Below are 25,066 nucleotides of genomic sequence, written 5' to 3'. Positions count from 1 at the left end.
AATGACGAACCAAGATAGATTTCGAATCGGAAACACACACATGGCCCTCGTCCTCACCGAAGAACAATCGATGCTCCGCGACAGCGCCCGCGGGCTGATCAGCGACAAGGCGCCAGTGTCGCACCTGCGTCGCTTGCGCGACAGCAAGGACCCCACCGGCTTCTCCAAGGAGCTTTGGCATTCCTTTGCCGAGATGGGTTTTGCCGGCCTTCTGGTGCCGGAAGAGTTCGGCGGCAGCGGCCTCGGCCATGTCGAAGCCGGCGTCGTCATGGAGGAGATCGGCCGCACCCTGATGCCGTCGCCCTTCCTCGCCACCAGCGTGGTCGCAGCCTCGGCGCTGAATCGCGGCGGCAATTCCGCGCAGAAGTCGGAATATCTGTCGAAGATCGCGAGCGGCTCGCTGCTCGCAACGCTCGCAATCGACGAGGGCGCCAAGCACCGTCCGCTCCACACCAGCTTGCAGGCCGTGCGTGCCGGCAACGGCTTCAAGCTCAGCGGTGCCAAGGCGCTGGTGGTCGATGGTCACGTCGCCGATCTCCTGATCGTCGCGGCGCGCACCGCGGGCTCTGCCGGCGAACGCGAGGGGCTGACGCTGTTCCTGGTGAACGCTGCGGCGAAGGGCGTGGCGATCGAGCGCACCATCATGGTCGACGCGCACAATGCAGCGCGGATCGAATTTGCCAACGTCGAGGTCAACGCCGACAGCGTGCTCGGCGAGGTCGATCAGGCGGCCGGACTGCTCGATGGCGTGCTCGATATCGGCCGCGGCGCGGTCGCGGCCGAAATGGTCGGCCTCAGCGATGAGGTGTTTGGCCGCACCGTCGAATACCTGAAGAGCAGAAAGCAGTTCGGCAAGCTGATCGGCGAATTCCAGGCGCTGCAGCACCGCGCTGCCGAGCTCTATGTCGACATCGAGATCACCCGCGCCGCGGTGATGAAGGCGCTGCAGGCCCTGGATGCCGACGGCGCCAAAGCGGCCTCAGCCGTCGCAGTCGCCAAGGCCCGCGCCGGCACCACCGCCACGCGCGCGGTGCAGGAAGGCGTGCAGATGCATGGCGGCATGGGCATGACCGACCAGTTCGACATCGGCTTCTTCATGAAGCGCGCGCGGGTATGCGAGGAATTGTTCGGCGATGCGAACTATCACACCGAACAGCTGGCGAGGGCGCGGGGGTATTGAGGTCCATCCCCTCAGGGTGAGGAGAGAAAGCGTGGCGCGTAGCCCGGATGAGCGCAGCGACATCCGGGAATGCCGCGGGCGCCACCCCGCATATCGCTTCGCTCATGCGGGCTACGGGATCGAGCGAGTCGAAACCGCTTGCCCCAGACTGAAGGAGCGCGCTCCTCAGGATGAGGGGAGAAAACGTTACCTATCAGCCGGCATGGCCGGGCTCGTCCCGGCCATCCACGTTCTTGACCTACCTCAAAACCGTGGATGCCCGGGACAAGCCCGGGCATGACGATTGAGAGCGTGGCGCGAGCCTTGGCTCAAGCTCGCAATGACGGAGGTTAAACCGCCTACCGCATCGGTGGTGCGTACTGCACGCCTCCGGCATTCCACAGCTGGTTCATGCCGCGCGGGATCTTCAGCTTGGACTTCTCGCCGATGTTTCGGTCGTACATCTCGCCGTAATTGCCGACGTGGCGGATGATGCGCGCGGCCCAGTCCTTGGTGAGGCCGAGCTGCTCGCCGTAGCGGCCCTCGGTGCCGACGAGGCGCATCACTTCCGGCTTCTTCGACTTCAAGGCCTCGTCGATGTTCTCCGAGGTCACACCCAGCTCCTCGGCGTTGATCATGGCATACAGCGTCCACTTCACGATCATCATCCAGTCGTCGTCGCGCTGGCGCACGACGGGGGCGAGCGGCTCCTTGGAGATCATGTCCGGCAGGATCATGTGGTCACCGGGTTTCGAGAGGTTCAGCCGCAGCGCATAAAGCTGGGAGACGTCGGCCGAGAGCGTGTCGCACTTGCCGGTGTCGTAGGCCTTCACGACGTCGTCGAGCTTGTCGAACTTCACCTCTTCATACTTCATGTTGTTGACGCGGAAGTAATCGGCGACGTTGAGTGTGGTCGTGGTTCCGCTCTGCACGCAGACCTTGCTACCGGTCAGGTCCAGCGAGGTCTCCTTGTTGCGCGTGCGCGGCACCATGAAGCCGACGCCGTCGTAATAGGCCACGGCCGGGAAGTAGAGGTCGTAGTCGAGCTCGCGCGCCATGCTCCAGGTCGTGTTGCGCGAGAGGATGTCGACCTTGCGGCTCTGCAGCTCCTTGAAACGCTCATTGGCGTCGAGCGGAACGAATTTCGCCTTGCCCGGATCGTTGAAGATCGCTGCGGCGACCGCGCGGCAGAAATCGACGTCGAAGCCGGTCCAGTTGCCCTTGTCGTCGGGGATCGAGAAGCCCGGCAGGCCCCTGTTGACGCCGCACAGCACTTCGCCGCGGCGAACCGTGCGCTTCAAGGTGCGGGTGTCGTAGAATTCATAGATGATGGCCAGGACGGCGACCAGCACGGCGATGGCGAGCCCGATCAGCAGGCCGCCACGAAAAGTGCGCATCATGTTGCTCTCTCGAAAGTATCGGGAAAAGGAATTTGGAGGAGGGTTTGAGCATGATCCTGAGGATCATGCTCAAACCATAGCCCTTAGAGTTCAGGCTTCTGCCGAATGACGACCTTGGTCCCGACCGGGACGCGCTCGTAGAGATCGGCGACGTCGTTGTTGACGAGACGGAAGCAGCCGGAGGACACCTTGGTACCGATCGTGTCAGGACGGTTGGTGCCGTGGATGCGGTAGACCGTAGTCCCCAGATACATGGCGCGGGCGCCCAACGGATTGCCGGGGCCGCCGGCCATGAAGCGTGGCAGATAGGGCTGGCGCTGGATCATCTCCGGCGGCGGCGTCCAGTCCGGCCACTCCTTCTTGTTGGTGATGGTCACCAGCCCCTGCCACTGGAAACCGTCGCGGCCGACGCCGATGCCATAGCGGATCGCGCGCCCGCCGGGCTGCACCAGATAGAGGTGCCGTTCTGCGGTCGAGACGATGATCGTTCCCGGCGGCTCGGTGGTGCGGAAGTAGACCACCTGCTTCTGCCATTCCGGATCGAGCTGGTAGCCGTCATCGGCGATCAGGCCCGGCTCGTCCCCGCGGTCCGGCTGCTGGGCGAAGGCTTGCGGCGTGAACAGAATCAGGCCGATCGCAGCCACAAACATCCCGGTCAGGCGACGAAAATCCGTCATGTAAAGCTCTCCCCGCTGCCACAGCGCAAATCAATCAGGAACCATCAAACCTGAGGGGCAAGTTCATGGCAAGTTGATGGCGTGCCGCCCTGATATGTCACGAGAATGCTTTGGTTTTTTGACGGGGCCGGAGCAATGCCACGAACAGGGGATGGCGCGAAAAGCAGTGATTTGTCGTGGCTGGGCTCGATGCACTCCCTCGCTCGCTCGCGGGATCGAATTCAAAGGTGCCGTCATGCCCCGGGCTTGTCCCGGGCATCCACGTTTTTGGTGCCAAGTGCAGAGACGTGGATGGCCGGGACAGGCCCGGCCATGACGATGTGGAGGCCTCGAGGTCCCGATCGCCTGCACCGATATCAGATCTTGCTATTCTCCGCCGCAATCCCGAGCCGTCGGACGATCTCGGTGGCCACGGCGCGCGCCTCGGCTCGCGACCCGATGCGGGGGCTGCGAAACCGTCGCCCCGAGTGCAGCCGGATCACGACGATGCAGTGCTCGTCCTCGGACCGGCCGCGGCGCTCGACGGTGATCGTCTTCACGTCGCGCCCCTCGATATGGTCCGCGCGCAGGCTGCCATCGCCCCACAGGCGCTCGACGCGAATGTCCGACGGCCGGATGATCCAGAAGGCGCCCGTCAGAAGGTTGGCGTATCTGTGCACCGCGAATGCAGCGATCGCGCCGATCGGGAGCAGCATGAGGTCGACCGGGCCGGGCGGCAGGCCGCGCCAGAGCTTGTAGGCGTAGGGAACAGCGCACAATGCGACGGCGATCAACGCCACGATCCGGATGTCCCTTGCTGGAAACGGCTCGAGAGGATCGCCGAGACGCATCTCGGGATTGCTGGCATCGAGCGGATTGACCGGGGTCTCGACGTCGGGAACGCCGAACTGCATGGCGATCCGGGCCACCGTGTCACGGACATGGGTGACGTCGGAAATCGGCGGGGATGTCAGGCGCTCTCCGGAGGCCAGCGTGAAGGCCAGCTGGAACCGGGCTTTCACCCTCTTGCTGCCGGGAACCTGCAATCCGCTGATGTCGTCTTTCGGGACGACCCGCGTGCGGAGCTTTCCGAACGGACGCTGTTGCCCGATCAGGATCTCGTTCGACGTGATGATCCACACCACCGCTGGCGCCATCATGATGCCGACCACGAACCCCGCCCCCACGAGGAGCGCGACCAACGAGATGATGATTTCCAGGGTGTCGTGCGTGAACAGGCCGGGCGTGAAGCACAGCGCAACCGCGGCCGCAAAACCGGACATGACCAGCCGCTGCGCGATCGAGGCGCCTTCACGGAGGCGAATGTCGGTGCTGGTGGTCGCGTCGTCCATTGCGGGCGGCTGATTGCGTCGCCTGCGAAACTCCACGGACGGCTCCGTGGAGTCAAGCAACAAGGACGACAATTGGTACCCTGCCGCGCGATCGCCGCGCGGCATCAGCTGTCGACGTTCAGCAGCCTTGCCACCGTGCGGTCGATCTGTTCATAGCTGCCCTCGCCGGCGTGCTGGAACACGATTTTGCCGGTCTGGTCGATGATGTATTGCGCCGGCCAATATTGGTTGCGATAGGCGTTCCAGGTCTTGGAATCGTTGTCCTGCGCCACCGGATAGGTGATGCCGTGGCGCTTCAGTGCGGCCTGCACGTTGGCGACCGACCGCTCGAACGGGAATTCCGGCGTGTGCACGCCGACCACGACGAGGCCCCTGTCCTTGTACTTGGCGTAGAGGCTGGTGACGTGCGGCAGCGTGTTGACGCAGTTGACGCAGCCATAGGTCCAGAAGTCGACCAGCACGACCTTGCCGCGGAGGTCGGCGATGTTGAGCGGTTTTGAGTTGAACCAGTTGTTGATGCCGATGAAGTCGGGCGCGGTCTCGTGGGTCGCGGCAGCGACGCGGACGGGGCTTGCGCGGGAGACCTCGTCGCAGATGCCGGGGATGACCGCGCCGGTGACGGAGAAGCCGATCAGTGCGGCGGAAACGGCGATCAGTCTGAGAGTCATGGAAGCGTCCTCCGGGTGAAGTCTTCGACGATTAGAGGCCGATCTGGCCGGTGGGATAGAAGCCGGTGAGCCACGCCACGATCAGCGTGTCGTATTGGAAATACGCCGCGACCGCGAAGCCGATCACGACGACGCCAAAGCCCTGCTGCAGCCGCGGCGAGATGCGTGCGAGGCTGCGCACGCGCGTGGTTGCGGCCTGTCCGCCATAGGCGATCGCCAGCATCGGGATCGCCGCGCCGATGGCGTAGGCGACCAGCAGCGTGCCGGCCCAGGCAAGGTTCTTCGAGGTCGCGACCAGCGTCAGGATCGAGCCGAGCACGGGGCCCGCGCAGGGCGTCCAGACCAGGCCCAGCGTGGTGCCGAGCACGAGCCCGCCGAGCGCACCGTCGCGCTGCGCGCCGCTCGAGCTGCCGAGATCCAGCCAGCCATTGAGTCGTGCCGACAGCCACTCGAACGGCGCCGGCCACAGCATCAACAGGCCGAATCCGAGCAGCAGGATCGATGCGGCTTCGCGCAGCACGTTCGGGTCGAAATCGAGCGCCTGCGTGATCGCGCCGAGCAGCAGCGCGACTGCGGAGAACGAGACGACGAAGCCGAGCGCGATCATCGCCGGCCGCAGATGCCCCGCGCGCCCGATCGAGGCGCCGAGCAGGATCGGCAACATCGGCAGCGTGCAGGGTGCGGCGATGGTGAGGATGCCGGCAAGGAGAGCGAAGAGAAGTTCGAGCATGGCGCACTCGTGGAGGAGGTCACGAGGGCAGTTCGCGAGCAGGCGGGATGTCGTTACGCGGCGTCACGCCTTCGTGACGGGGCGGATTTCTGCAGAGGTCGTCATGCCCGGGCTTGTTCCCGGGCATCCACGTCTTTGGGCCGCGAGGAAGGCGTGGATGGCCGGGACAAGCCCGGCCATGACGATGCGGAGGCATGAGAGCACCCCAAATACAAAACGACCCGGAGGGGGGCATCCCGTCCGGGTCGCTGGAGGTCTTGGGAGGTTTAACGAAACCGTATGTGAGACTTTTAGGGAGGAAGTTTTTCCGCCCGATGTTGTGCTTCGTTTCAATTGTTTCGTCGCCGGTAACACTTCTGTGTCCGGGGACAGGGCCTGAACTGCGGTCCTATCCCATTGAATTGATTGGATTTAGGCGGCGAAACGATCGACGCCGGCGCCCTTAAGCAAATCGGCCAGCTGCTTGCGGGCATAGAACATCCGCGTCTTCACCGTGCTCTGGGGGATGCCGATGATCTGCCCGACCTCCTCCACCGACTTCTCGTGATAGTAGACGAGGTTGATGATCTCCCGATGCGCCGGCGACAGCTTCTGCACGCAGGCGCGCAGGATGGCGCTGGTGTCGCTGCGGTCGAGCGAGGTCTCCGGCGTGTCGGCACCATCAGGAATCTGGCGCACGTCCTCCTGGTCGATGTCCTCGAAGCGGCGCTGGCGCATCGCGGTCAGCGCCTTGAAGCGGGCGATCGAGAGCAGCCAGGTCGAGACCTGCGAGCGGCCCTGGAATTGGCCGGCGGTCCGCCACACGTCCAGGAACACCTGGCTGACGAGGTCTTCGGCCGCGGTGGCGTCGCGCACGATGCGCAGGATGAAGCGGTAAACCCGCACATTGTGCCGGCAATAAAGGATGTGCATGGACGTCCGGTTGCCGTCGGCAATGCTTTCGAGAAGCATGTCGTCCGAGGTCGCCTGAGCGGCAATGATGCTCTGGCTGGCTTGGGCGTTGAAGGCGATGACGTTCTGCATGGACTTGGCTCCCCGTAGCGCCGCAACCGAGCGGCGTTTCCTTGAGCCGAAGTGTTAATGAGCCAACGTTTCGGGACGTCTGCACGAAAAGAGGAAAATGGTTTCGTGCGACGCCATATTGTTTCGTCGCAACGGCAGCGACGAAACATTTGGGGCAAAAAGGCGTGGAATTTCAATGCACGGAAAATACGGGGGGTAGGAATTTGGGGCTGAGCGGAGGTGCCGGAACGTATTTCGGGCTGTTGCGTTCGTCCCCCCCTCGCCGTGATTCCGGGGTCGCCCTTCGGGCGCCCCGGAATGACGGCACGCCCCTAAGCCTTTTCGCCCGACGGAGAAAACAGATAGCCGCCGCCGCGGATGGTGCGGATCACGGCAGGCTTTGCCGGGTCGGGCTCGATCTTGCGGCGGATGCGCATGATGCGGAGATCGACGGCGCGATCGAAGGCCTCGGCGTCGCGCGCATTGGCCAATTCCAGCAGGCGCTCGCGCGACAGCACGCGCTTCGGATTCGCCGCGAACACCTTCAAGAGCCCGAACTCGGAGGCGGTCAGCGGATGCTCGTTGCCCTCGTCGTCGCGCAAGGCCTGGGCTTCGAGATCGAGCCATTTGGTGCCGAAGCGCACCAGCTGGTCCTTGTCGGATTTCGCCGCCGAAGCATCCGGTGCCGCTGCCTTGGCCGGCACGCTCCGCCGCAGCACCGAGCGGATGCGCGCCATCAGCTCGCGCAGCTCGCAGGGCTTAGCCACGTAATCGTCGGCGCCGAGCTCGAGTCCGACGACGCGATCGATCGGGCTCGCGGTCGCCGTGAGCATGATCACCGGAACGTTGATGCGGCTCTTGAGGTCGCGAATGATCGAGAGCCCGTCTTCCTCGGGCATGTTGAGATCGAGCACGACGAGATCGGGCATGCTGCCCTGGATCGCGGCGCGCAAGCTCTTGCCGCCGTCGCACAGCGTCACGGTGAAGCCGTGCATCTTGAGGTAGTCGCCGACCATCTCCCGGGCCGGGGCCTCGTCGTCGACGATCATGATGTGCTGGCTTTGGGTCATGGTCTCTACATCACGGCATTTCAGTCACGGGGAGGGTGATGGTGAAGGTCGATCCCTTGCCGGGGCCGTCGCTGTCGGCGGTTACCTCGCCGCCATGCATGTCGATGATACGCTTGACGATGGAGAGCCCAAGCCCCGTCGAGCTCTCGCCGGCAGTCGGTTTTGCCGACAGCCGCTGGAACCGCCCGAACAGGCGGCCGAGATCCTCCGGCGACAGGCCGGCGCCCTCGTCGCTGACACGGACGGTGGTGTCGCTGCCCTCATGGCTGACGGCCACGTCGATCCTGCCGCCGATCGGAGAGTATTTGATGGCGTTGCTGATGAGATTGTCGATCGCCTCGCGGATGCGGTCGGTGTCGCACATGGTGACGATGTTGGGCGGCGCGGCGACGCTGATCGTCTGCTGCTTGTTGACGGCGAGCGGCTGGTTGGCTTCGGCAACTTCCTTGGCCAGCGCGGCGATGTCGACCGGCTCGCGGCGGATGGTGATGTCGAAGGCATCGGCCATCGCATCCGAGATCAGGTGATCGACCATCGTGGTCAGGCGCTTGGTGGCGTCGCGGATGTGGTCGACCTGGGCGACCACGCCGCTTTCCGAGGCGCCGGTCGAGATCAGCTCCTTCAGCATCTCGGTGCGGCCGAGGATGACGCCGAGCGGATTCTTCAGGTCGTGCGCGACGGTGCCCAGGATCTCGTTCTTGAAGCCGTTGGCGCGCTGCAGCCGCAGCCATTGTGCCGAGAGCCGGCGGTTGGCCTGCATCAGCGCGCGGGTGCGCTGGGCGACGCGGTCTTCGAGCTGGGTGTTGGCGTCCTGGAGCTGCTGGTAGAGGATCACGTTGTCGAAGGCGATCGAGAGCCGGCTGGAGAATATCTCGACCAGCGAACGGTCGGTCTCCGACAGCTCGCGCTCGGCCTGGAGCAGCACCACGACCTCGCGGCCGCTTCCGGTGCGCAAATAGATCACGCTGCGGTGGTCGGCGAATTCGTTCTTGCGGCGCTGGAACGCGGCCTCCACCATCTCGCGCAGTTCGGGGTCGAGCGCCTTCGACGAGGTGGTGCCGATGAAGCGGCTGTAGCAGCCGCTGCCGGCGAGCACCGAGAGCTCGGGGTCGATGCCGCCATTGTCGCGCAGGACCAGGATGCCGGCGCAATCGACGTTGAGCAGCGAGGCGAGCTGGGTCAGCACGCCCTCGGCGAGCCGCTGCATCGACTTGAAGTCGTACAGCGTCGAGGCCGCGTCGATGATGATCTCCAGCCCGCGCCGCGTCTGCACCATGCGCTCGAGCTGCTGATAGGAGCGCAGCGCCGCGGTCAGGGAGGTGAACAGCTTGTCGGCGGTGAGCTCGGTCTTGGCCTTGTAGTCGTTGATGTCGTACTGCACGATCACGCGCCGCTCCGGCGCCTGGCCGGGCTGGCCGGTGCGCAGGATGATGCGCACGGTCTCGTTCTTGACCTCGTTGCGAATGAACTCGACCAGGTCGAGGCCGGCGACGTCGGTCTCCATGATGACATCGAGCAGCACGGCGGCGATGTCGCCGTGCTCGGCCATTAGCTTGCGGCCTTCCGCTGCGGAATAGGCCGAGAGGATCTCCAGGCTCTGGCCGTTGAGGCTGTAGTCGGACAGCGCGAAACGGGTGCCGTCATGCACGGCCGGATCGTCGTCGATGACGGCGATCTTCCATTTCCGGGCGTTGCTATCCTCCGACGCGGTACCGGTATCGTCGATCAGGTGGAGGACATCGTCCTGTTCGGCCATTGAGAAGATCCGTCACTGTCTGTGCTTTGCGCGCCGCCCTTGGCGACCCGGGGTATGATAATGCGAAAAGTGGTGCCTTGTCCCAGCTTGGATTCCAGCACCATGCGGCCGCCGAGCTGCTGGGTGACGAGGTTATAGACGATATGGAGGCCAAGTCCCGTACCGCCTTCATTGCGCCGGGTGGTAAAGAAAGGGTCAAAGGCCTGGCGCTGCACGTCGGGGGTCATGCCGGCCCCGTCATCGGCGAAGCTGATCTCGATGTCGTCGGTCCCGCGCGGCCGCGCCGAGATCGCGATCGTGCCGGCGCGCCCGTCGGCGAAGGCGTGGTTGGCGGCGTTGAGGAACAGGTTGGTCAGGATCTGGCCGTAGGAGCCGGGATAGCCGTCGAGCAGCAGCCCCTCGGGCACGTCGACCTGAAGCGTGATCGGCGAGCGCTTCAGCACCGGGCGCAGGCTGGCGATGATCTGGTCGGTGGCTTCGCTGAGCGAGAATTGCCGCCGCTCGGCATGCGAGCGGTCGACCGCAACCTGCTTGAACGACTGGATGAGCTCGCCGGCGCGCTGGAGGTTGGCGACGAGCTGCTGCGAGGCGTCGCGCGAGGACTGCACGAATTCCTCCAGCTGCGAGCGGCGCAAGCCGCCCTCGCCCTTGAGCTGGGCCTCGAAGATCTCGCTGCGCCGGGCCAGGCTCGACGCCACCGTCAGGCTGATGCCGATCGGATTGTTGACCTCGTGCGCGACGCCGGCGACCAGGCCGCCGAGGGCTGCCAGCCGTTCGGCATCGATCAAATTCTGCTGCGCGGCATTGAGCTCGAGCAGCGCACTCTCGGCTTTCTCCTTGGACGCGCGCAGCTCGTCCTCGGTCTTGCGCTTGGCGATCGCGTTCTCGCGGAACACTTCCACCGCGCGCGCCATGGCGCCGACCTCGTCGCGTGCCTTGGTGCCCTGCACCTCGCGGTCGAGGTCGCCGAGCGTGATCGCGCGCATCGCCGCCATGATCTGCTGCAGAGGCAGGCGGATCGACAGCGCGATCAGCACGCCGGCGGTGAGGATGATGCCGAGGAAGATGACCGCGATCGACAGCACCCGGCGGGAAATGTCGGCCAGCGTGCGGTCGAAGGTCTCCTGCGCCTTCTGCTCGCGCTGGCGCATCTTGGTCGAGAGGTCGTCGATGGCGCCGATCGCCTCGGCCTGGCTGGCGTCGATGGTGTTGCGGAGCAGCTCGGTGCGGCTCGCAAGCTGCTCGGAGAGCTTGGCAAAGCCCTCCCGCAGCGCCATGGTGCGGGCCGCAAGCCGCCGCAAGGCCATCTTCTGGAGATCGTTGTCGGCGAGATCGATCATGACCGGGATGGTCTTCTCGATCGTCTCGGTGCTGCGACGCGCGTCGTCGGCGGCGCCCGATGACTGCGACAGGTAGTAGGAATTGGCCGCCACCAGCATCGCGGTGAAGGCCTCGCGGGACTTGCCGAGCGAGGGCCAGATCAGCGCGTCGCGATGGCCGGTGGCGCCCTCGATGATGGAATAGAGGCCGGCCATGTCCCTGGCCGGGCCTTGCACCTGCTCCTCATAGGTCTTGGCGATCGTCGCCTGCACGCTGCGCAGCTCGCCGAAACCGTTGAGAAAGCGATCGGTGGTGCGCTCCAGCTCCTCGACCGAGCCCGACAGCATCGGGTCCTTGGCGGCGCGGTTGGTCAACGTGCCCAGCACCGCCTCGCGCAGCAGGAGGATCTCGGCGAACAGGTCCGGGCTCGGTTGGTTGATATAGCGGTGGATCAGGTTGTGGAGGCGCCCGGTCTCGCTTTCGAGCAGCGCCAGGATCCGGTCGGACTCGCGTACCTGGCGCACGTCGCCCCAGGCCGTGCCCAGCACCTGCGCGCCGTTCCAGATCATCGCCACCAGCACCACGACCACGGCGGAGTTCAGCGCGGCGATCGACAGGATGCGCCAGCGGATCGGCACCGCCCGCAGCACGCCGACCAGTCGCGCGCGCAGTTGCCCGATCGGGCCGGGCGGCCTGTCCACGTGCTCGCGATGTCCAAGCGCAGCCAACAGGCCTCACTCCACCTTGCGAATGCGTTCGATCAGCGCGGCCGCCGCGGGATCGCGTCCGGCCCTGGCGTGGATTGCAGCCACCGCTTCCTCGAACGGCTTGCGGTCGATGTCCTTGATGATGGTCACGCCCGCGTCCTGCGCCTTGCGCTGCGACTGTTCCTCGAGGTCGCGCCACTTCTCGCGCATGAACCGGCTGGAGCGCTGCGCGGCCTCCTTGAAGATGATCCGGTCGTCCGGCGACAGGCTCTGCCAGGCCTTCAGCGAAATCACCAGCACCTCCGGGCTCATCGTGTGCTCGGTGAGCGTGTAATGGCCGGCATGCTTGTAATGGTCCGTCGTCACGAAGGATGGCCAATTGTTCTCGGCACCGTCGATCAGGTGATTGGCAAGCCCGGTGAGCACCTGCCCGTAGGGCAATTCGACCGGTTCGGCGCCGAGCGCGCGCATCATCTGACTCATCAACTCCGACTGCTGCACCCGGATCCGCAATCCCTGCAGATCCGCGACGCTTCGGACCGGGCGGACGCCATTGTAGATCGACCGCGCGCCCGAATCGTAGAAGCAGAGCCCGACGAAGCCGTAGGGCTCGAAACTGTTCAGGATCTCGCTGCCGATCGGCCCGTCCAGCACCTTCTGCATGTGCTCGATGGACCGGAACAGGAACGGCATCGCGAGCACGTTCATCGCCGGGACGAAATTGCCGATCAGCGCTACGTTGGTCCGGTTGAGGTCGATCGCGCCGGCCCGGGTCTGCTCGATGGTCTCCTTTTCCTCGCCGAGTTGACGGGAGTGGAACACCTTGATCTCGTGCCGGCCACTGGAGCGCTCGGCGATCAGGACGCCCATGTAGCGCAGCGCCTGGACGGTGGGGTAATCCTCGGCCTGGGTGTCTGCGGCGCGAAACTCGCGTGCAACGGCGCCCGTCGTCCAGACGGCAAGCAGAAGCGCGACGAAGATCACCCCGGTCCGCGAGAGTTCGGCACGGCTCAGCACTGGCACACTCAACCCCTGTGGTGGAGTCTATGGCGGAAGGAAAAGGTTCAATGCAATCTAGAGCGTTTCCAAGCGAAGTAGATACCGGTTCGGGTAAAGAAAACGCGTCAAATTGAGAATTTAGAGCCCCGTTCCGATCGGAATGGGGCTCTGGCGGATGATCGAGGGGAGGCCATCCCGGCTGGGTCCGCGGGGCGATTGTGCGGCGCGGCTGCCGCTCATTCCCGATTGAAACCGCCAGTGCCGCGCCTTAAGCAGGGCAGCCGCCTTCCGCCGTGCGGCAAGGGAAGAGCCATCGTGATGCCAGCACTGCGCCTTTTGCAGCTCGTCGCCGCCTTTGCGGCTCTCTCATTGGCCGCTCCTGCCCATGCCGCCACCGACATTGCGTGGTGGCACGCCATGTCCGGCGAGCTCGGGCGGCAACTGCAAAAGCTCGCCTCCGACTTCAATGCCTCGCAGTCCGACTACCGGATCGTGCCTGTTTACAAGGGCAATTACACCGAGACGGTGACGGCGGCGATTTTCGCCTTCCGTTCGCGCAGCCAGCCCGCGATCGTCCAGGTCAACGAGGTCGCCACCGCTACCATGACCGCGGCCAAGGGCGCGATCTATCCGGTGTTCAGCCTGATGCGGGACCAGGGCGAGCCGTTCTCGCTGGGCGATTACCTGCCCGCGGTCTCCGGCTACTACACCGATGCGTCCGGCAATCTGTTGTCCTTCCCGTTCAATTCCTCGACCCCGATCCTCTATTACAACAAGACCATGTTCCGCGAGGCGGGCCTCGATCCGGAGGCGCCGCCGAAGACCTGGCCGGAATTGGGGGCGGCCGCGAAGCGCCTGCGCGACCGTGGTGCGGCCTGCGGCTTCACCACGTCCTGGCCGTCCTGGATCCATGTCGAGAATTTCTCCGCCTTCCACAATTTGTCCCTGGCGACGCGGGCGAACGGCTTTGCCGGGCTCGATGCCGAATTGACCATCAACAATCCGCTTCTCGTCAAGCACGTCGCCCAACTTGCAGAGTGGCAGAAGACCAGGCTGTTCGACTACAGCGGCCGCGGGCAATCAGCCGAGCCGCGCTTCCAGAAAGGCGAATGCGGCATCTTCATCGGCTCCTCGGCGACGCGCGCCGACATCAAGGCGAATTCGAAATTCGAGATCGGCTACGGCATGATGCCGTACTGGCCCGATGTGAAGGACGCACCGCAGAACTCGATCATTGGCGGCGCCACGCTCTGGGTGCTGCGTGACCGTCCCCGCGGGGAATACAAGGGCGTCGCGCGATTCTTCGCCTACCTGTCGCAACCTGCCGTGCAGGCTGCCTGGCACCAGAACACCGGCTATCTGCCTGTGACCCGCGCCGCCTTCGAGCTGACGCGGTCGCAAGGTTTCTACGAGCGCAATCCGGGCTCGGCGATCTCGTTCGAGGAGATCACGCTGCATCCGCCGACGGAGAACTCCAAGGGTATCCGGCTCGGCTCCTTCATCCTGATCCGCGGCGCCATCGAGGACGAGCTGGAGCACGCCTTTGCCGGCCAGAAGAGCGCGCAAGCCGCACTCGATTCCGCCGTCGAGCGCGGCAACAAGCTGCTGCGCCAGTTCGAGCGCGCAAGTCCAGAACGGTAGAAACGGGATAGAAGCTTGGTGTTGGCTGGAGCGCGAGACCTTTCCATAGCGTCATGGCCGGGCTTGTCCCGGCCATCCACGCCTTTCCACGGGGCACGAAGAACGTGGATGCCCGGGACAAGCCCGGGCATGACGAGCACAAACCTGCTGTGCGCGCGATGTCGATGAGACTCCCTCACCTCACCGATGCGGAAAGCTTTCGCGCCTTTCGCTCCGCGTCCTCGCAATGGGTTCCCGTCGCGCTCGACATCGCGCGCGGCCATGGCCTCGATGTCGGCTCGCCGCATGTGTTTCCGACCGGGACCAATCTCGTGATCGGGCTCGGCGACAGGCTGATCCTCAAGATCTTCCCGCCGCTGCTCCGCGCCCAATTCGTCTCCGAGCGCGCCTCGTTGATGCAGCTTGCCGGCCGCTTGCATGTGCCGATCCCCGGGATCGTTGCAGAAGGTGAGTGCGACGGCTGGCCCTATCTCGTCATCACGCGCCTTGCCGGCACGCTGGGCTCGGAGGTCTGGCCGTCCTTGCCGGAAGACCAGAAGGAGCGCGTGCTGCGTCAGATCGGCGAGACCATCGCCGCCGTGCAGCGCGTCCCTCTTGGAGAGCTCGCGCAGATCGAGCCGCGCTGGGACGCGTTCATGCGCGCCCAGATGCAGGGCTGCAAGGCGCGGCATACGCGTCTCGGCCTTGCGCCGAAATTCCTCGCCGGGCTCGACGATCTCCTCCGCGATGCCGCTCGGCTGATTCCGATGGACGCGCCGCCGGTGATCCTGATCGGCGAATACATACCGGAGAACTTTTTGCTTGCCTGCGATGACGGCCAATGGTCGCTCAAAGGCCTGTTCGACTTCGGCGACGTGCTCGCGGGATGGCGCGATTACGATTTGCTCGGCCCCAGCGCCTTCATGGCGGCGGGACGGCCGGGCAGGGTGAGGAGCCTGCTCGAAGGCTTTGGCTATACGAAGCTCGATTTCGCGCTCAAGCGTCGCCTGATGGCGCTCATGCTGCTGCACCGCGCCAGCGACCTCAACAGCCACATCTGCATCGAAGGCTGGCAGGAGAGGGCGGCGGACCTCGTGGAACTTCAGGAATTGATCTGGCCAGGGTGAGTACGCCACGCCCCTCCGTCATGCCGGGGCGCCGCGGAGCGGCGAGCCCGGAATCCATTGTCCCGCGCGTTGTTCTGCCGCTCGATGGATTCCGGACTCGATGCTACGCATCGCCCCGGAATGACGGCCGGTGGTGCCGCTGCAGCGGGGCCCCAGGATTTTGCCCGCCGCCTCCTGAATGGGCTGACTTCTTTTGTAGCCTAATTTTTAATCAATCGTCTCTCTTTGTATGCAATAGGGAGCGTGGCCGTTCTTCACGCGATTCAGTGCAAAGGAGAAAAACCATTTTGCAACAGTAGTTTAAGGCGGAGCTAACGCCCCCTTAACCCTTGGCACGAACCTTGCGAATCCGGTTCCAACCAAAACGTTGTGTTGGAGCAATTTCATGAAGCGCCGCGATTTCCTCAAATCCGTTTCCGGGTTGGCCGCGGGAGCGGCGCTTCCGGCCATGCCATCGGTAGTCTCCTCCGCCAAGGCCGATGCCCGCTCCGAGACGCTGCTGATCGTCTCGGAGGGCGGCCCGAACAATCTCGACATCCACGGCGTCGGCACCAACGTGCCCGGCTATGAGGTGTCCTGGAATTGCTACGACCGCCTGATCAGCCACGAGATGAAGAGCGGTCCCGGCGGCGTGCCCTATTACGACCGCGACAAGTTCAAGGGCGAACTCGCCGAGGACTTCAAGATCGACGACATGTCGGTCACCTTCAAGCTGAAGAAGAACGCCAAGTTCCACGACGGCGCGCCGGTCACCGCCAAGGACGTGAAGTGGTCGCTCGACCGCGCCGTCAGCGTCGGCGGCTTCCCGACCTTCCAGATGAGCGCGGGCTCGCTGACCAAGCCGGAGCAGTTCGTCGTGATCGACGACCACACCGTGCGCGTCGACTTCCTGAAGAAGGACAAGCTCACGATCCCGGATCTTGCCGTCATCGTGCCCTGCATCGTCAATTCCGAGCTGGTGAAGAAGAACGCCAGCGAGAAGGATCCCTGGGGTCTCGAATTCACCAAGCAGCAAACCGCGGGCTCCGGCGCCTACAAGGTGACGAAATGGACCGCCGGCACGGAAGTGGTGATGGAGCGCAACGACGCCTGGGTCGGCGGTCCCCTGCCGAAGATCAAGCGCGTGATCTGGCGCATGGTGCCGCAGGCCGGCAACCGCCGCGCGCTGCTCGAGCGTGGCGACGCCGACATCTCCTATGAGCTGCCGTTCAAGGACTTCCAGGAGATGAAAGCGAGCGGCAAGCTCAACGTCGTGTCGCTGCCGTTCTCCAACGGCATCCAATATATCGGCATGAACGTCACCAAGCCGCCGTTCGACAATCCGAAGGTGCGGCAGGCGATCGCCTATGCGATGCCATATCAGAAGATCATGGACGCCGTGCTGTTCGGCCTCGGCAACCCCATGTTCGGCGCGCCCAAGGATAAGCCGACCGAAGTCGCCTGGCCGCAGCCGCACAAGTTCAACACCGACATGGAGAAGGCGAAGGCGCTTCTGGCGGAAGCCGGCTACGCCAACGGCTTCGAGACCACGATCTCGTTCGATCTCAATTTTGCGGGCGTCAACGAGCCGCTCTGCATCCTGGTGCAGGAGAGCCTCGCCCAGCTCGGCATCAAGACCACCATCAACAAGGTACCCGGCGCCAACTGGCGCACCGAATTGAACAAGAAGGAGATGCCGCTCTTCACCAACGTGTTCTCGGGCTGGCTCGATTACCCCGAATACTTCTTCTACTGGTGCTATCACGGCAACAATTCCGTCTTCAACACCATGAGCTACAAGTCGGCGGAGATGGACAAGCTCATCGACGGCGCGCGCACCGCCGCAGCCACCGGCGACAAGGCCACCTATGATGCCGACGTGAAGGGCTTCGTCGATCTCGCCTTCAGCGACATCCCGCGCATCCCGCTGTACCAGCCCTTCGTCAACGTCGCGATGCAGAAGAACATCAGCGGCTACCAATACTGGTTCCACCGCCGCCTGGACTATCGCGCGATGGCGAAGGGGTGAGTCATGGGTGAGGTGAGCACGCTCTTCGGGCTCCCTCCCCCCTTGTGGGGGAGGGTTGGGGAGAGGGGCAGCCACGAACTCCGACCTATCGCGGAGCTACCCCCCTCCCTAACCCTTCCCCACAAGGGGGGAGGGAACGCGGCGGAGTGCGTGGCGAGCAGCGTGCGCAACACGCGCAGGAGCGCCCCATGCTGACCATGATCGGCAAGCGCCTGATGTTCGCGATTCCCTCGCTGATCGGCGTCGTCATCGTCACCTTCCTGCTGACGCGCGCGCTGCCCGGTGATCCCGCCGCGTACTTCGCCGGCCCTGCCGCAACGAAAGAAGCGGTCGAGCAGATCCGCAAGAAACTCGGCCTCGACAAGCCGCTGGTCGAGCAGTTCTTCCGCTACGCCAACGACCTCGCCCACGGCGATTTCGGCAACTCGCTGACGACGGGCCAGCCCGTGGCGGCGGAAATTCGCAACCGCCTGCCGGCCTCCGCCGAGCTGACACTGCTCGGCCTCTTCGTCTCGATCGCGATCGCCATTCCGCTCGGCGTGCTGGCGGCCACCCGGCCAGGATCATGGATCGACCATCTCTGCCGGGTCACGACGACGGCCGGCGTGTCGCTGCCGGTGTTCTTCACCGGCCTCGTGCTGGTCTATGTCCTCTATTTCCGGCTCGGCTGGTCGCCGGCTCCGCTCGGCCGCCTCGATGTGTTCTACAGCGCGCCGCCGACCGTGACCGGCTTCTACCTGATCGACACCCTGCTCGCGCGCGACGTCGAGGCGTTCCGCTCGGCGCTGAGCCAGCTCATTCTTCCCGCGACGACGCTCGCGATCTTCTCGCTGGCGCCGATCGCGCGCATGACGCGCGCCTCGATGCTGGCGGTGCTCGCCAGCGAGTTCGTCCGAACCGCGCGCGCCAGCGGCCTGTCGCCCGCAACCGTGATCGTCACCTACGCCTTCCGCAACGCGATGCTTCCGGTCATCACCACGCTCAGCATGGTGTTCTCGTTCCTGCTGGGCGCCAACGTGCTGGTCGAGAAAGTCTTCGCCTGGCCCGGCATCGGCTCCTACGCCGTGGAAGCGCTGATCTCGTCGGACTTCGCGCCGGTGCAGGGTTTCGTGCTGACCATGGCGGTCATGTACGTGCTGCTCAACCTCGTGATCGACATTTTGTATGGCGTGATCGATCCGCGCGTGCGGCTGGAAGGGTAGCCTATATGATCGTGTCGGATGCGAGTCATGCGAACGGTGCGCTCCCTCCCCCGCTTGCGGGGGAGGGTTGGGGAGAGGGTTTCTCCGCGGTCGAGAACCCCCAGAGGAGAAAGCCCTCACCCGCGCCGTCGGCGCGACCTCTCCCGCAAGCGGGAGAGGCAAACAGAGTTCGCAGCGCGTCAATTCATCCCAACGCGCAAACGCTCCAGGAGTGAGACCATGAGCTCCGTTGCGCCTGCAGTCGACCCCGTCGGTCCCGCGCGGACCTCGGGCCTCGTAGCGATCCTCGAACAGACCCGTTACGTGCTCGGCGAGAACAAGGTCACGGGCTTTGCCTTCGCCCTTCTGGTCCTGATCCTCGCCGCCGCGATCTTCGGCCCCTATGTGGTGCCCTACGATCCGCTCGCCTCCGACACCGCCGCAGCCTTGAAGCCGCCCTCGGCGGCGCACTGGTTCGGCACCGATCAGTTGGGGCGCGACATCTTCAGCCGCGTCATCGTCGCAACCCGGCTCGACGTCTTCATCGCGGTCGCCTCGGTGGCGCTGGTGTTCCTGATGGGCGGGCTCGCGGGCATCGCGGCCGGCTATTTCGGCGGCTGGACCGATCGCATCGTCGGCCGCATCGCGGACACCATCATGGCCTTCCCGCTGTTCGTGCTCGCCATGGGCATCGTCGCCGCGCTCGGCAACACCGTGCAGAACATCATCCTCGCAACTGCGATCGTGAACTTCCCGCTCTATGCCCGCGTCGCGCGCGCCGAAGCCAATGTCCGTCGCAATGCCGGCTTCGTGCAGGCCGCGCGCCTGTCGGGCAACGGCGAATTCCGCATCCTCCTGGTACACATTCTCCCGAACATCATGCCGATCATGATCGTGCAGATGTCGCTGACCATGGGCTACGCCATCCTGAACGCCGCGGGCCTCTCCTTCATCGGCCTCGGCGTCCGCCCGCCCACCGCCGAATGGGGCATCATGGTCGCGGAGGGCGCCGGCTTCATGGTCTCAGGCGAATGGTGGATCGCGCTATTCCCCGGCCTTGCCCTGATGATCGCCGTGTTCTGCTTCAACCTCCTCGGCGACGGCCTGCGCGACATCGTCGACCCCCAGCGGAGGACGTGATGATTGGTGACCAGTGCGGGATGAGCAACGCTCGCCTCGAATGTCAGGTGGGCGCAACTCTCTCGCTCCCTCCCCCCTTGTGGGGGAGGGGTGGGGAGGGGGGTAGCCCAGGAAAAAGTATCCATGGGGCGGATGTCGCGATGCTCGCATGCGGAGACGGTCCCCGTGTGGCACCCCCCTCCCTGACCCTCCCCCACAAGGGGGGAGGGAATGAGAGAGCAGTGCCTGTCTCACACGCAAAATTCTGGCCAAAATTCCTCAATGATTCCAGGTCCATATCTACTGTGCATGGGGTTGTTTTCGACCTTTTGACTGACGGGAGCCGCCCATGACCGCGCAGCCCCTGCTCGACGTCCAGGACCTCACCGTCGAATTCACCACCCGCCGCGGCATCGTGAAAGCGGTGCAGCACGTCAACATCTCCGTCGCCAAGGGCGAGACGCTCGCCATCGTCGGCGAGTCCGGCTCCGGCAAGTCGGTGACCTCCTACGCGGTGATGCGCATCCTCGACCGCGCCGGGCGGATCGCCGAGGGATCGGTGATGTTCTCCGGCATCGACGTGAAGGCCGCGACCGAGGACCAGATGCGCGACCTGCGCGGCCGCGAAGTCTCGATGATCTTCCAGAACCCGCGCGCGGCGCTGAACCCGATCCGGAAAGTCGGCGACCAGATCGAGGACGTGCTGCGCACCCATGTGCAGCAGGCCCAGGTGGCCGATCATGGCGAGAAAGCGATCGAGGCGCTGGAGCAGGTCAAGATCGCCCGCCCGCGCGAGCGCTACCACGCCTATCCCTTCGAGCTCTCGGGGGGCATGTGCCAGCGCGTCGTCATCGCCCTCGCGCTGGCCTGCAATCCGCAGCTCCTGATCGCGGACGAGCCGACCACCGGCCTCGACGTCACCACGCAGAAGGCGGTGATGGACCTGATCGTCGAGCTGACCAGGCGCCGCGCGATGTCGACCATCCTGATCACGCACGACCTGGGCCTGGCTGCCGCCTATTGCGACCGCGTCGTCGTGATGGAGAAGGGCCGGGTGGTCGAGACCGCGAAGGCCGCCGACATCTTCGCCAGCCCGCAGCACCCCTACACCAAGAAGCTGATGCGCGCGACGCCGCGGCTCGGCGTGTCCTTGCGAGACTTGCTGCCGGAGGAGGAGGGCGTAGCGGCGCAATCCCCATCCGTCATGGCCGGGCCTGACCCGGCCATCCATCACACTTCGAAAGACGCCTCTCCCTCGATGGACCCCCGGGTCAAGCCCGGGGGTGACGAGAGTACAAAGCCCCTCCTCCTCGTCGACAAGCTTGTGAAGGAGTATCCCCGCCAGGGCGCCACCGCCGTGCTCGGCAAGCTGTTCGGCCGCAAGCCGCCGGTCGAGCCGGACGTGTTCCGCGCCGTCGACGGCATCAGCTTCTCGATCGGCCATGGCGAGAGCGTCGGCCTCGTCGGCGAATCCGGCTGCGGCAAATCGACGACATCGATGATGGTGATGCGGCTGCTCGACCAGACCTCCGGACTGATCCAGTTCGAGGGAGAGGCGATCTCCGGCATCGCACCATCAGCCTTCGCCCGCCTGCCGCAGCGCAGCCGCATCCAGATGGTGTTCCAGGATCCCACCGACAGCCTCAACCCCCGCTTCACCGCCGTGCGTGCCATCGCCGACCCGATTCTGCAGCTCGGCGATGTCAAGGGGCGCGACGCGCTCCGCGCACGCTGCGAGGAACTGGCCACCATGGTCGGCCTGCCGCACAATCTGCTCGACCGCTTCCCGCATCAATTGTCCGGCGGCCAGAAGGCCCGCGTCGGCATCGCCCGCGCGATCGCCCTGCATCCCAAGCTCGTCATCCTGGACGAGCCGACGGCGGCGCTGGACGTCTCGGTGCAGGCCGTGGTGCTCAATCTGCTGCAGGACCTCAAGGCGCGGCTAGGTATGAGCTATCTGTTCGTCTCGCATGATTTGAATGTGGTGCGCTTGTTGTGCGATCGTGTCATTGTCATGCGGACGGGGCGAATCGTCGAGGAAGGCTCTTCCGAGAAGGTCTTGAGCGATCCGCAGGACGACTACACCAAGGAGCTGCTGACGGCGATCCCGCATCCGCCGTTGCAGGTACACTGAGAGTGCACTGACTGTTGAGAGCGTGATGGCCGAACCCCTGGACGACTATATCGACGCCGTATCGAAATCGCTGGCGCTGCCGGTCGAGGAGGCCTGGAGGCCGGCGGTGCGTGCCAACCTCGAAGTGTCGCTGCGCCTCGCCCGCCTCGTCGACGAATTCGCGCTGCCGGACGAGACCGAGCCGGCGCCCATCTTCACCGCCTGATGTTGCCATGACCACCAAGCCAGAGATGACGGCCTCCGAGATCGCGCGTGCGGTTGCAGGCGGCAGGATGTCCGCGCTCGATGCCACCGAAGCTGCATTCGCGCGCATCAAGCAGCACGACGGCGTCCTCAACGCCTTCACCGACGTCACCGCCGAGCGTGCGCGCGCAAAAGCACGCGCGATCGATGCCGATATCGCCGCCGGCAAGGAAGTCGGTCCGCTTGCGGGCGTTCCCTTCGCGGTGAAGAACCTGTTCGACGTTTCCGGCCTGCCGACCCGTGCAGGCTCGAAGATCAACCGCGATCGCGCGCCTGCGACGCGCGATGCGGCGCTGATCGAGCGCATGGAAGCCGCCGGCGCAGTTCTGGTCGGTGCGCTCAACATGGGCGAATACGCCTACGACTTCACCGGCGAGAACGTCCACGACGGCCCCTCGCGCAATCCGCATGACACCACGCGGATGACTGGCGGCTCTTCCGGCGGTTCCGGCAGCGCGGTCGGCGGAGCGCTGGTGCCGCTCGCGCTCGGCTCGGACACCAACGGCTCGATCCGCGTACCGTCCTCGTTCTGCGGCATCTTTGGCCTGAAGCCGACCTATGGCCGGCTGTCGCGCGCGCGCTCCTTCCCGTTCGTGGCGAGCCTCGATCATCTCGGCCCGTTCGCGCGCTCCGTCACCGATCTCGCGCTCGCCTATGACGTGATGCAGGGGCCGGATGCCGACGACAGCGCCTGCACCACGCGTGGGCTGGAACCGACGCTGCCGCTGCTCGCCAATCCGGTCTCGGATCTACGCATCGCCATTGCCGGCGGTCACTTCCAGAAGAACGTGTTTCCGGAAGCGGTCGAAGCCGTCAGCCGCGTTGCCAAGGCGCTTGGTGCGACGAAAGTCGTCGACGTGCCTGAAGCCTCGCGCGCCCGGGCCGCGGCCTATGTCATCACCACCACCGAAGGCGCTTCGCTGCATCTCGATCGCCTGCGCAAGCGCCCGAACGACTTTGATCCGGCCGTGCGCGATCGGCTGATCGCGGGCGCCATGGTGCCCGCGCCGCTGGTCGATCGCGCGCAGAAATTCCGCCGCTGGTATCGCGCCCAGCTTGCCCAGATCTTCAAATCGGTCGACGTGCTGCTGGCGCCGGCGACGCCCTGTACCGCGCCAAAGCTCGGCCAGGTGAATTTCAACCTCGATGGCGTCGAGCTGCCGGTGCGCGCCAATATCGGCATCCACACCCAGCCGATCTCGTTCATCGGCCTGCCGGTCGTCGCAGTGCCGGTGCCGCTCGAGCCGCTGCCGATCGGCGTGCAGATCATCTGTGCGCCCTGGCGCGAGGACATCGCGCTGCGCGTCGCGCACGCGTTGGAGAAGATGGGCGTCGCTGCTGCGCCCGCGCCAAGAGGATTCTGAGATGGAGATTGATCTCCCCGAGGTGATCGCGGAAGTCAAAGCCGCGTTCGATCGCTATGAGCAGGCCCTCGTCAGCAACGACGTCGCCGTGCTCGGCGAGCTCTTTCGCAACGATCCCCGCACGCTGCGCTACGGCATCGGCGAAAATCTCTATGGCTATGAGGCGATCTCCGGCTTTCGCGCCGCCCGCTCGCCGGTCGGGCTGAACCGGCGCACCGCAAGGACGGTGATCACCAGCTACGGCCGCGACACGGCCGTGGCCTCCACCCTGTTCTATCGCGACACGGCGCCCGGCAAGGTCGGCCGGCAGATGCAGACCTGGATTCGTTTCCCGGAGGGCTGGCGCGTCGTCGCGGCCCATGTCAGCATCATCGACGAGCCGAAAGAGACCGTATGACGCTTGATGATCTTCCGCGGGGAACATTGCCGGCCGAGCCGGTGGTGCCTCGCGTCGACCGGGCACTGCCATCGGTGCAGAAGGTCACGCGCGCCGAGGAGCTGCGTCTTCAGCTTGCCGACGAGATCGTGCGCGGAATGCTGGCGCCGGGCTCTCCGCTGGACGAGACCGACATCGCACGGCGCTTCAACGTCTCGCGCACGCCGGTGCGCGAGGCGCTGCGCCAGCTGGTGGCGAGCGGGCTGGTCGAGGCGCGGCCTCATCGCGGCGCGGTGGTGGCGCAGCCATCCGTCGAGCGGCTGAAAGGCATGTTCGAGGCGATGGCGGAGCTCGAGGCATTGTGCGCATGCCTTGCCGCCGAACGCATGTCGGCGGCCGAGCGTCACGGCCTGGAGGCGATCCACGAGGAGCTGCGGGTGCTGAGCTACACCGGCAATCCCGAGCGTTTCCACGAGGTCAACGAGCGCTTCCACAACGCGATCTATGCCGGTTCGCAGAACGGCTATATCGCCGAGATCACGCTCGCCACCCGCGTCCGCGTGCAGCCGTTCCGCCGCGCCCAGTTCCGCAATCTCGGCCGCCTCGCCAAGTCGCAAGCCGAGCATGACCGCGTCGTCGTCGCCATCATGCGCGGCGACAAGCAGGGCGCCGCCGCCGCGATGCGCGCGCATATCGAATTGGTGCGCGGGGAGTACGAGATCTACGCGGTTTCCGTGTAATTTCGTCATCTCGCGAGCTGGTTTGTGCGCTCACTGCGAGGTGAAGGAGCGGCATCTTCCGTCGGGAACCCGGCTCTACCACGACCGTTTCTCCCATCCATTCGATGAGGAGAAACACCATGGCGTCCTCCGAGAAAGATCCCCGGCACCACACCCAGAAGATGAAGCAGCGTCTCCAGGAGACGGTGGCGCATCTGCGCGAAGACATCCGCAAGGTCGACGAGCCGCAGCTCACCGCCATGTTCGAGACCTCGGCCGAGGGGCTGTCCGGCCTCGTCAAGGCGTTCGATGACTACGAGAAGAAGAACGAAGCCGCCTGGCGCAAATCGGCGTGA

General features: G+C 65.0%; 22 protein-coding genes. 12 read left to right on the top strand and 10 right to left on the bottom strand.

What is annotated here, in order from left to right:
- The first annotated feature begins 40 nt into the window (after positions 1–40).
- Positions 41–1,180, top strand: coding sequence for an acyl-CoA dehydrogenase family protein (locus ACSHT2_RS18995; RefSeq protein ID WP_440635729.1), 1,140 nt, complete (start codon positions 41–43; stop codon positions 1,178–1,180).
- Positions 1,181–1,518: 338 nt separating this feature from the next.
- Here ACSHT2_RS18995 and ACSHT2_RS18990 read toward each other — a convergent pair whose 3' ends face one another.
- The 10 genes from ACSHT2_RS18990 to ACSHT2_RS18945 form a co-directional block, all read right to left on the bottom strand.
- Entirely contained in the window at positions 1,519–2,556 is a 1,038-nt protein-coding gene (locus ACSHT2_RS18990) for an amino acid ABC transporter substrate-binding protein (RefSeq protein WP_440642876.1), read from the bottom strand.
- Between the two features lie 86 nt (positions 2,557–2,642).
- Entirely contained in the window at positions 2,643–3,236 is a 594-nt protein-coding gene (locus ACSHT2_RS18985; RefSeq protein ID WP_440635728.1) for a L,D-transpeptidase, read from the bottom strand.
- Between the two features lie 356 nt (positions 3,237–3,592).
- Positions 3,593–4,567, bottom strand: a complete 975-nt coding sequence (locus tag ACSHT2_RS18980) for a hypothetical protein (RefSeq protein ID WP_440635726.1) — start codon at positions 4,565–4,567, stop codon at positions 3,593–3,595.
- 104 nt (positions 4,568–4,671) lie between these two features.
- Entirely contained in the window at positions 4,672–5,235 is a 564-nt protein-coding gene (locus ACSHT2_RS18975) for a thioredoxin family protein (protein WP_440635724.1), read from the bottom strand.
- 31 nt (positions 5,236–5,266) lie between these two features.
- Complete coding sequence (locus tag ACSHT2_RS18970; RefSeq protein WP_440635722.1) at positions 5,267–5,965, bottom strand: cytochrome c biogenesis CcdA family protein; 699 nt, start codon at positions 5,963–5,965, stop codon at positions 5,267–5,269.
- A gap of 411 nt (positions 5,966–6,376) precedes the next feature.
- Positions 6,377–6,988, bottom strand: coding sequence for a sigma-70 family RNA polymerase sigma factor (locus tag ACSHT2_RS18965; RefSeq protein WP_440635720.1), 612 nt, complete (start codon positions 6,986–6,988; stop codon positions 6,377–6,379).
- 311 nt (positions 6,989–7,299) lie between these two features.
- Positions 7,300–8,037 carry a response regulator gene (locus tag ACSHT2_RS18960; RefSeq protein WP_440635718.1) on the bottom strand — a complete coding sequence of 246 codons (738 nt, stop codon included), beginning with the start codon at positions 8,035–8,037 and terminating at the stop codon, positions 7,300–7,302.
- A 10-nt stretch (positions 8,038–8,047) separates the two neighbouring features.
- Positions 8,048–9,793, bottom strand: a complete 1,746-nt coding sequence (locus tag ACSHT2_RS18955; RefSeq protein WP_440635716.1) for an ATP-binding response regulator — start codon at positions 9,791–9,793, stop codon at positions 8,048–8,050.
- Complete coding sequence (locus ACSHT2_RS18950) at positions 9,763–11,841, bottom strand: ATP-binding protein (protein ID WP_440635714.1); 2,079 nt, start codon at positions 11,839–11,841, stop codon at positions 9,763–9,765. Before ACSHT2_RS18950 ends, ACSHT2_RS18955 begins: the two co-directional genes overlap by 31 nt.
- A gap of 6 nt (positions 11,842–11,847) precedes the next feature.
- Positions 11,848–12,843, bottom strand: coding sequence for a TRAP transporter substrate-binding protein (locus ACSHT2_RS18945; RefSeq protein WP_440635713.1), 996 nt, complete (start codon positions 12,841–12,843; stop codon positions 11,848–11,850).
- Positions 12,844–13,137: 294 nt separating this feature from the next.
- On the opposite strand from ACSHT2_RS18945, the gene ugpB reads away from it, so the two are divergent.
- The 11 genes from ugpB (at position 13,138) to ACSHT2_RS18890 (ending at position 25,066) form a co-directional block, all read left to right on the top strand.
- Positions 13,138–14,460, top strand: a complete 1,323-nt coding sequence (gene ugpB, locus ACSHT2_RS18940; RefSeq protein ID WP_440635711.1) for a sn-glycerol-3-phosphate ABC transporter substrate-binding protein UgpB — start codon at positions 13,138–13,140, stop codon at positions 14,458–14,460.
- A gap of 158 nt (positions 14,461–14,618) precedes the next feature.
- Positions 14,619–15,566: an aminoglycoside phosphotransferase family protein gene (locus ACSHT2_RS18935; protein ID WP_440635709.1), complete on the top strand. Its 948-nt coding sequence runs from the start codon at positions 14,619–14,621 to the stop codon at positions 15,564–15,566.
- A gap of 385 nt (positions 15,567–15,951) precedes the next feature.
- Positions 15,952–17,574, top strand: a complete 1,623-nt coding sequence (locus ACSHT2_RS18930) for an ABC transporter substrate-binding protein (RefSeq protein WP_440635707.1) — start codon at positions 15,952–15,954, stop codon at positions 17,572–17,574.
- A 188-nt stretch (positions 17,575–17,762) separates the two neighbouring features.
- Complete coding sequence (locus tag ACSHT2_RS18925; protein WP_440635706.1) at positions 17,763–18,776, top strand: ABC transporter permease; 1,014 nt, start codon at positions 17,763–17,765, stop codon at positions 18,774–18,776.
- A 219-nt stretch (positions 18,777–18,995) separates the two neighbouring features.
- Complete coding sequence (locus tag ACSHT2_RS18920; RefSeq protein WP_440635704.1) at positions 18,996–19,895, top strand: ABC transporter permease; 900 nt, start codon at positions 18,996–18,998, stop codon at positions 19,893–19,895.
- A 328-nt stretch (positions 19,896–20,223) separates the two neighbouring features.
- A complete protein-coding gene (locus ACSHT2_RS18915) occupies positions 20,224–22,008 on the top strand; it encodes a dipeptide ABC transporter ATP-binding protein (protein WP_440635703.1) in 1,785 nt (594 codons plus the stop codon).
- 25 nt (positions 22,009–22,033) lie between these two features.
- Entirely contained in the window at positions 22,034–22,213 is a 180-nt protein-coding gene (locus ACSHT2_RS18910) for a DUF4089 domain-containing protein (RefSeq protein WP_440635701.1), read from the top strand.
- A gap of 7 nt (positions 22,214–22,220) precedes the next feature.
- Positions 22,221–23,615 carry an AtzE family amidohydrolase gene (locus ACSHT2_RS18905; RefSeq protein ID WP_440635699.1) on the top strand — a complete coding sequence of 465 codons (1,395 nt, stop codon included), beginning with the start codon at positions 22,221–22,223 and terminating at the stop codon, positions 23,613–23,615.
- A 1-nt stretch (position 23,616) separates the two neighbouring features.
- Positions 23,617–24,012, top strand: a complete 396-nt coding sequence (gene hpxZ / locus ACSHT2_RS18900) for an oxalurate catabolism protein HpxZ (protein WP_028182058.1) — start codon at positions 23,617–23,619, stop codon at positions 24,010–24,012.
- A complete protein-coding gene (locus ACSHT2_RS18895) occupies positions 24,009–24,731 on the top strand; it encodes a GntR family transcriptional regulator (protein WP_440635697.1) in 723 nt (240 codons plus the stop codon). The genes hpxZ and ACSHT2_RS18895 overlap by 4 nt, the downstream gene beginning before the upstream one ends.
- A gap of 119 nt (positions 24,732–24,850) precedes the next feature.
- Positions 24,851–25,066: a hypothetical protein gene (locus ACSHT2_RS18890; protein WP_440635696.1), complete on the top strand. Its 216-nt coding sequence runs from the start codon at positions 24,851–24,853 to the stop codon at positions 25,064–25,066.

It is taken from the genome of Bradyrhizobium sp. PUT101 (assembly GCF_052043945.1).
Lineage (GTDB): Bacteria > Pseudomonadota > Alphaproteobacteria > Rhizobiales > Xanthobacteraceae > Bradyrhizobium.
This window is presented reverse-complemented; position numbering and strand designations above follow the sequence as displayed.

Excerpts from the sequence above, each read along its gene's own strand:
- ACSHT2_RS18960 (WP_440635718.1), bottom strand. The coding sequence starts at position 8,037 with ATGACCCAAAGCCAGCACATCATGATCGTCGACGACGAGGCCCCGGCC.
- ACSHT2_RS18965 (WP_440635720.1), bottom strand. The coding sequence starts at position 6,988 with ATGCAGAACGTCATCGCCTTCAACGCCCAAGCCAGCCAGAGCATCATT.
- ACSHT2_RS18970 (WP_440635722.1), bottom strand. The coding sequence starts at position 5,965 with ATGCTCGAACTTCTCTTCGCTCTCCTTGCCGGCATCCTCACCATCGCC.
- ACSHT2_RS18895 (WP_440635697.1), top strand. The coding sequence starts at position 24,009 with ATGACGCTTGATGATCTTCCGCGGGGAACATTGCCGGCCGAGCCGGTG.
- ACSHT2_RS18890 (WP_440635696.1), top strand. The coding sequence starts at position 24,851 with ATGGCGTCCTCCGAGAAAGATCCCCGGCACCACACCCAGAAGATGAAG.
- ACSHT2_RS18930 (WP_440635707.1), top strand. The coding sequence starts at position 15,952 with ATGAAGCGCCGCGATTTCCTCAAATCCGTTTCCGGGTTGGCCGCGGGA.
- hpxZ (WP_028182058.1), top strand. The coding sequence starts at position 23,617 with ATGGAGATTGATCTCCCCGAGGTGATCGCGGAAGTCAAAGCCGCGTTC.
- ugpB (WP_440635711.1), top strand. The coding sequence starts at position 13,138 with ATGCCAGCACTGCGCCTTTTGCAGCTCGTCGCCGCCTTTGCGGCTCTC.
- ACSHT2_RS18955 (WP_440635716.1), bottom strand. The coding sequence starts at position 9,793 with ATGGCCGAACAGGACGATGTCCTCCACCTGATCGACGATACCGGTACC.
- ACSHT2_RS18980 (WP_440635726.1), bottom strand. The coding sequence starts at position 4,567 with ATGGACGACGCGACCACCAGCACCGACATTCGCCTCCGTGAAGGCGCC.
- ACSHT2_RS18995 (WP_440635729.1), top strand. The coding sequence starts at position 41 with ATGGCCCTCGTCCTCACCGAAGAACAATCGATGCTCCGCGACAGCGCC.
- ACSHT2_RS18915 (WP_440635703.1), top strand. The coding sequence starts at position 20,224 with ATGACCGCGCAGCCCCTGCTCGACGTCCAGGACCTCACCGTCGAATTC.
- ACSHT2_RS18990 (WP_440642876.1), bottom strand. The coding sequence starts at position 2,556 with ATGCGCACTTTTCGTGGCGGCCTGCTGATCGGGCTCGCCATCGCCGTG.
- ACSHT2_RS18925 (WP_440635706.1), top strand. The coding sequence starts at position 17,763 with ATGCTGACCATGATCGGCAAGCGCCTGATGTTCGCGATTCCCTCGCTG.
- ACSHT2_RS18975 (WP_440635724.1), bottom strand. The coding sequence starts at position 5,235 with ATGACTCTCAGACTGATCGCCGTTTCCGCCGCACTGATCGGCTTCTCC.
- ACSHT2_RS18935 (WP_440635709.1), top strand. The coding sequence starts at position 14,619 with ATGTCGATGAGACTCCCTCACCTCACCGATGCGGAAAGCTTTCGCGCC.
- ACSHT2_RS18985 (WP_440635728.1), bottom strand. The coding sequence starts at position 3,236 with ATGACGGATTTTCGTCGCCTGACCGGGATGTTTGTGGCTGCGATCGGC.
- ACSHT2_RS18920 (WP_440635704.1), top strand. The coding sequence starts at position 18,996 with ATGAGCTCCGTTGCGCCTGCAGTCGACCCCGTCGGTCCCGCGCGGACC.
- ACSHT2_RS18905 (WP_440635699.1), top strand. The coding sequence starts at position 22,221 with ATGACCACCAAGCCAGAGATGACGGCCTCCGAGATCGCGCGTGCGGTT.
- ACSHT2_RS18910 (WP_440635701.1), top strand. The coding sequence starts at position 22,034 with ATGGCCGAACCCCTGGACGACTATATCGACGCCGTATCGAAATCGCTG.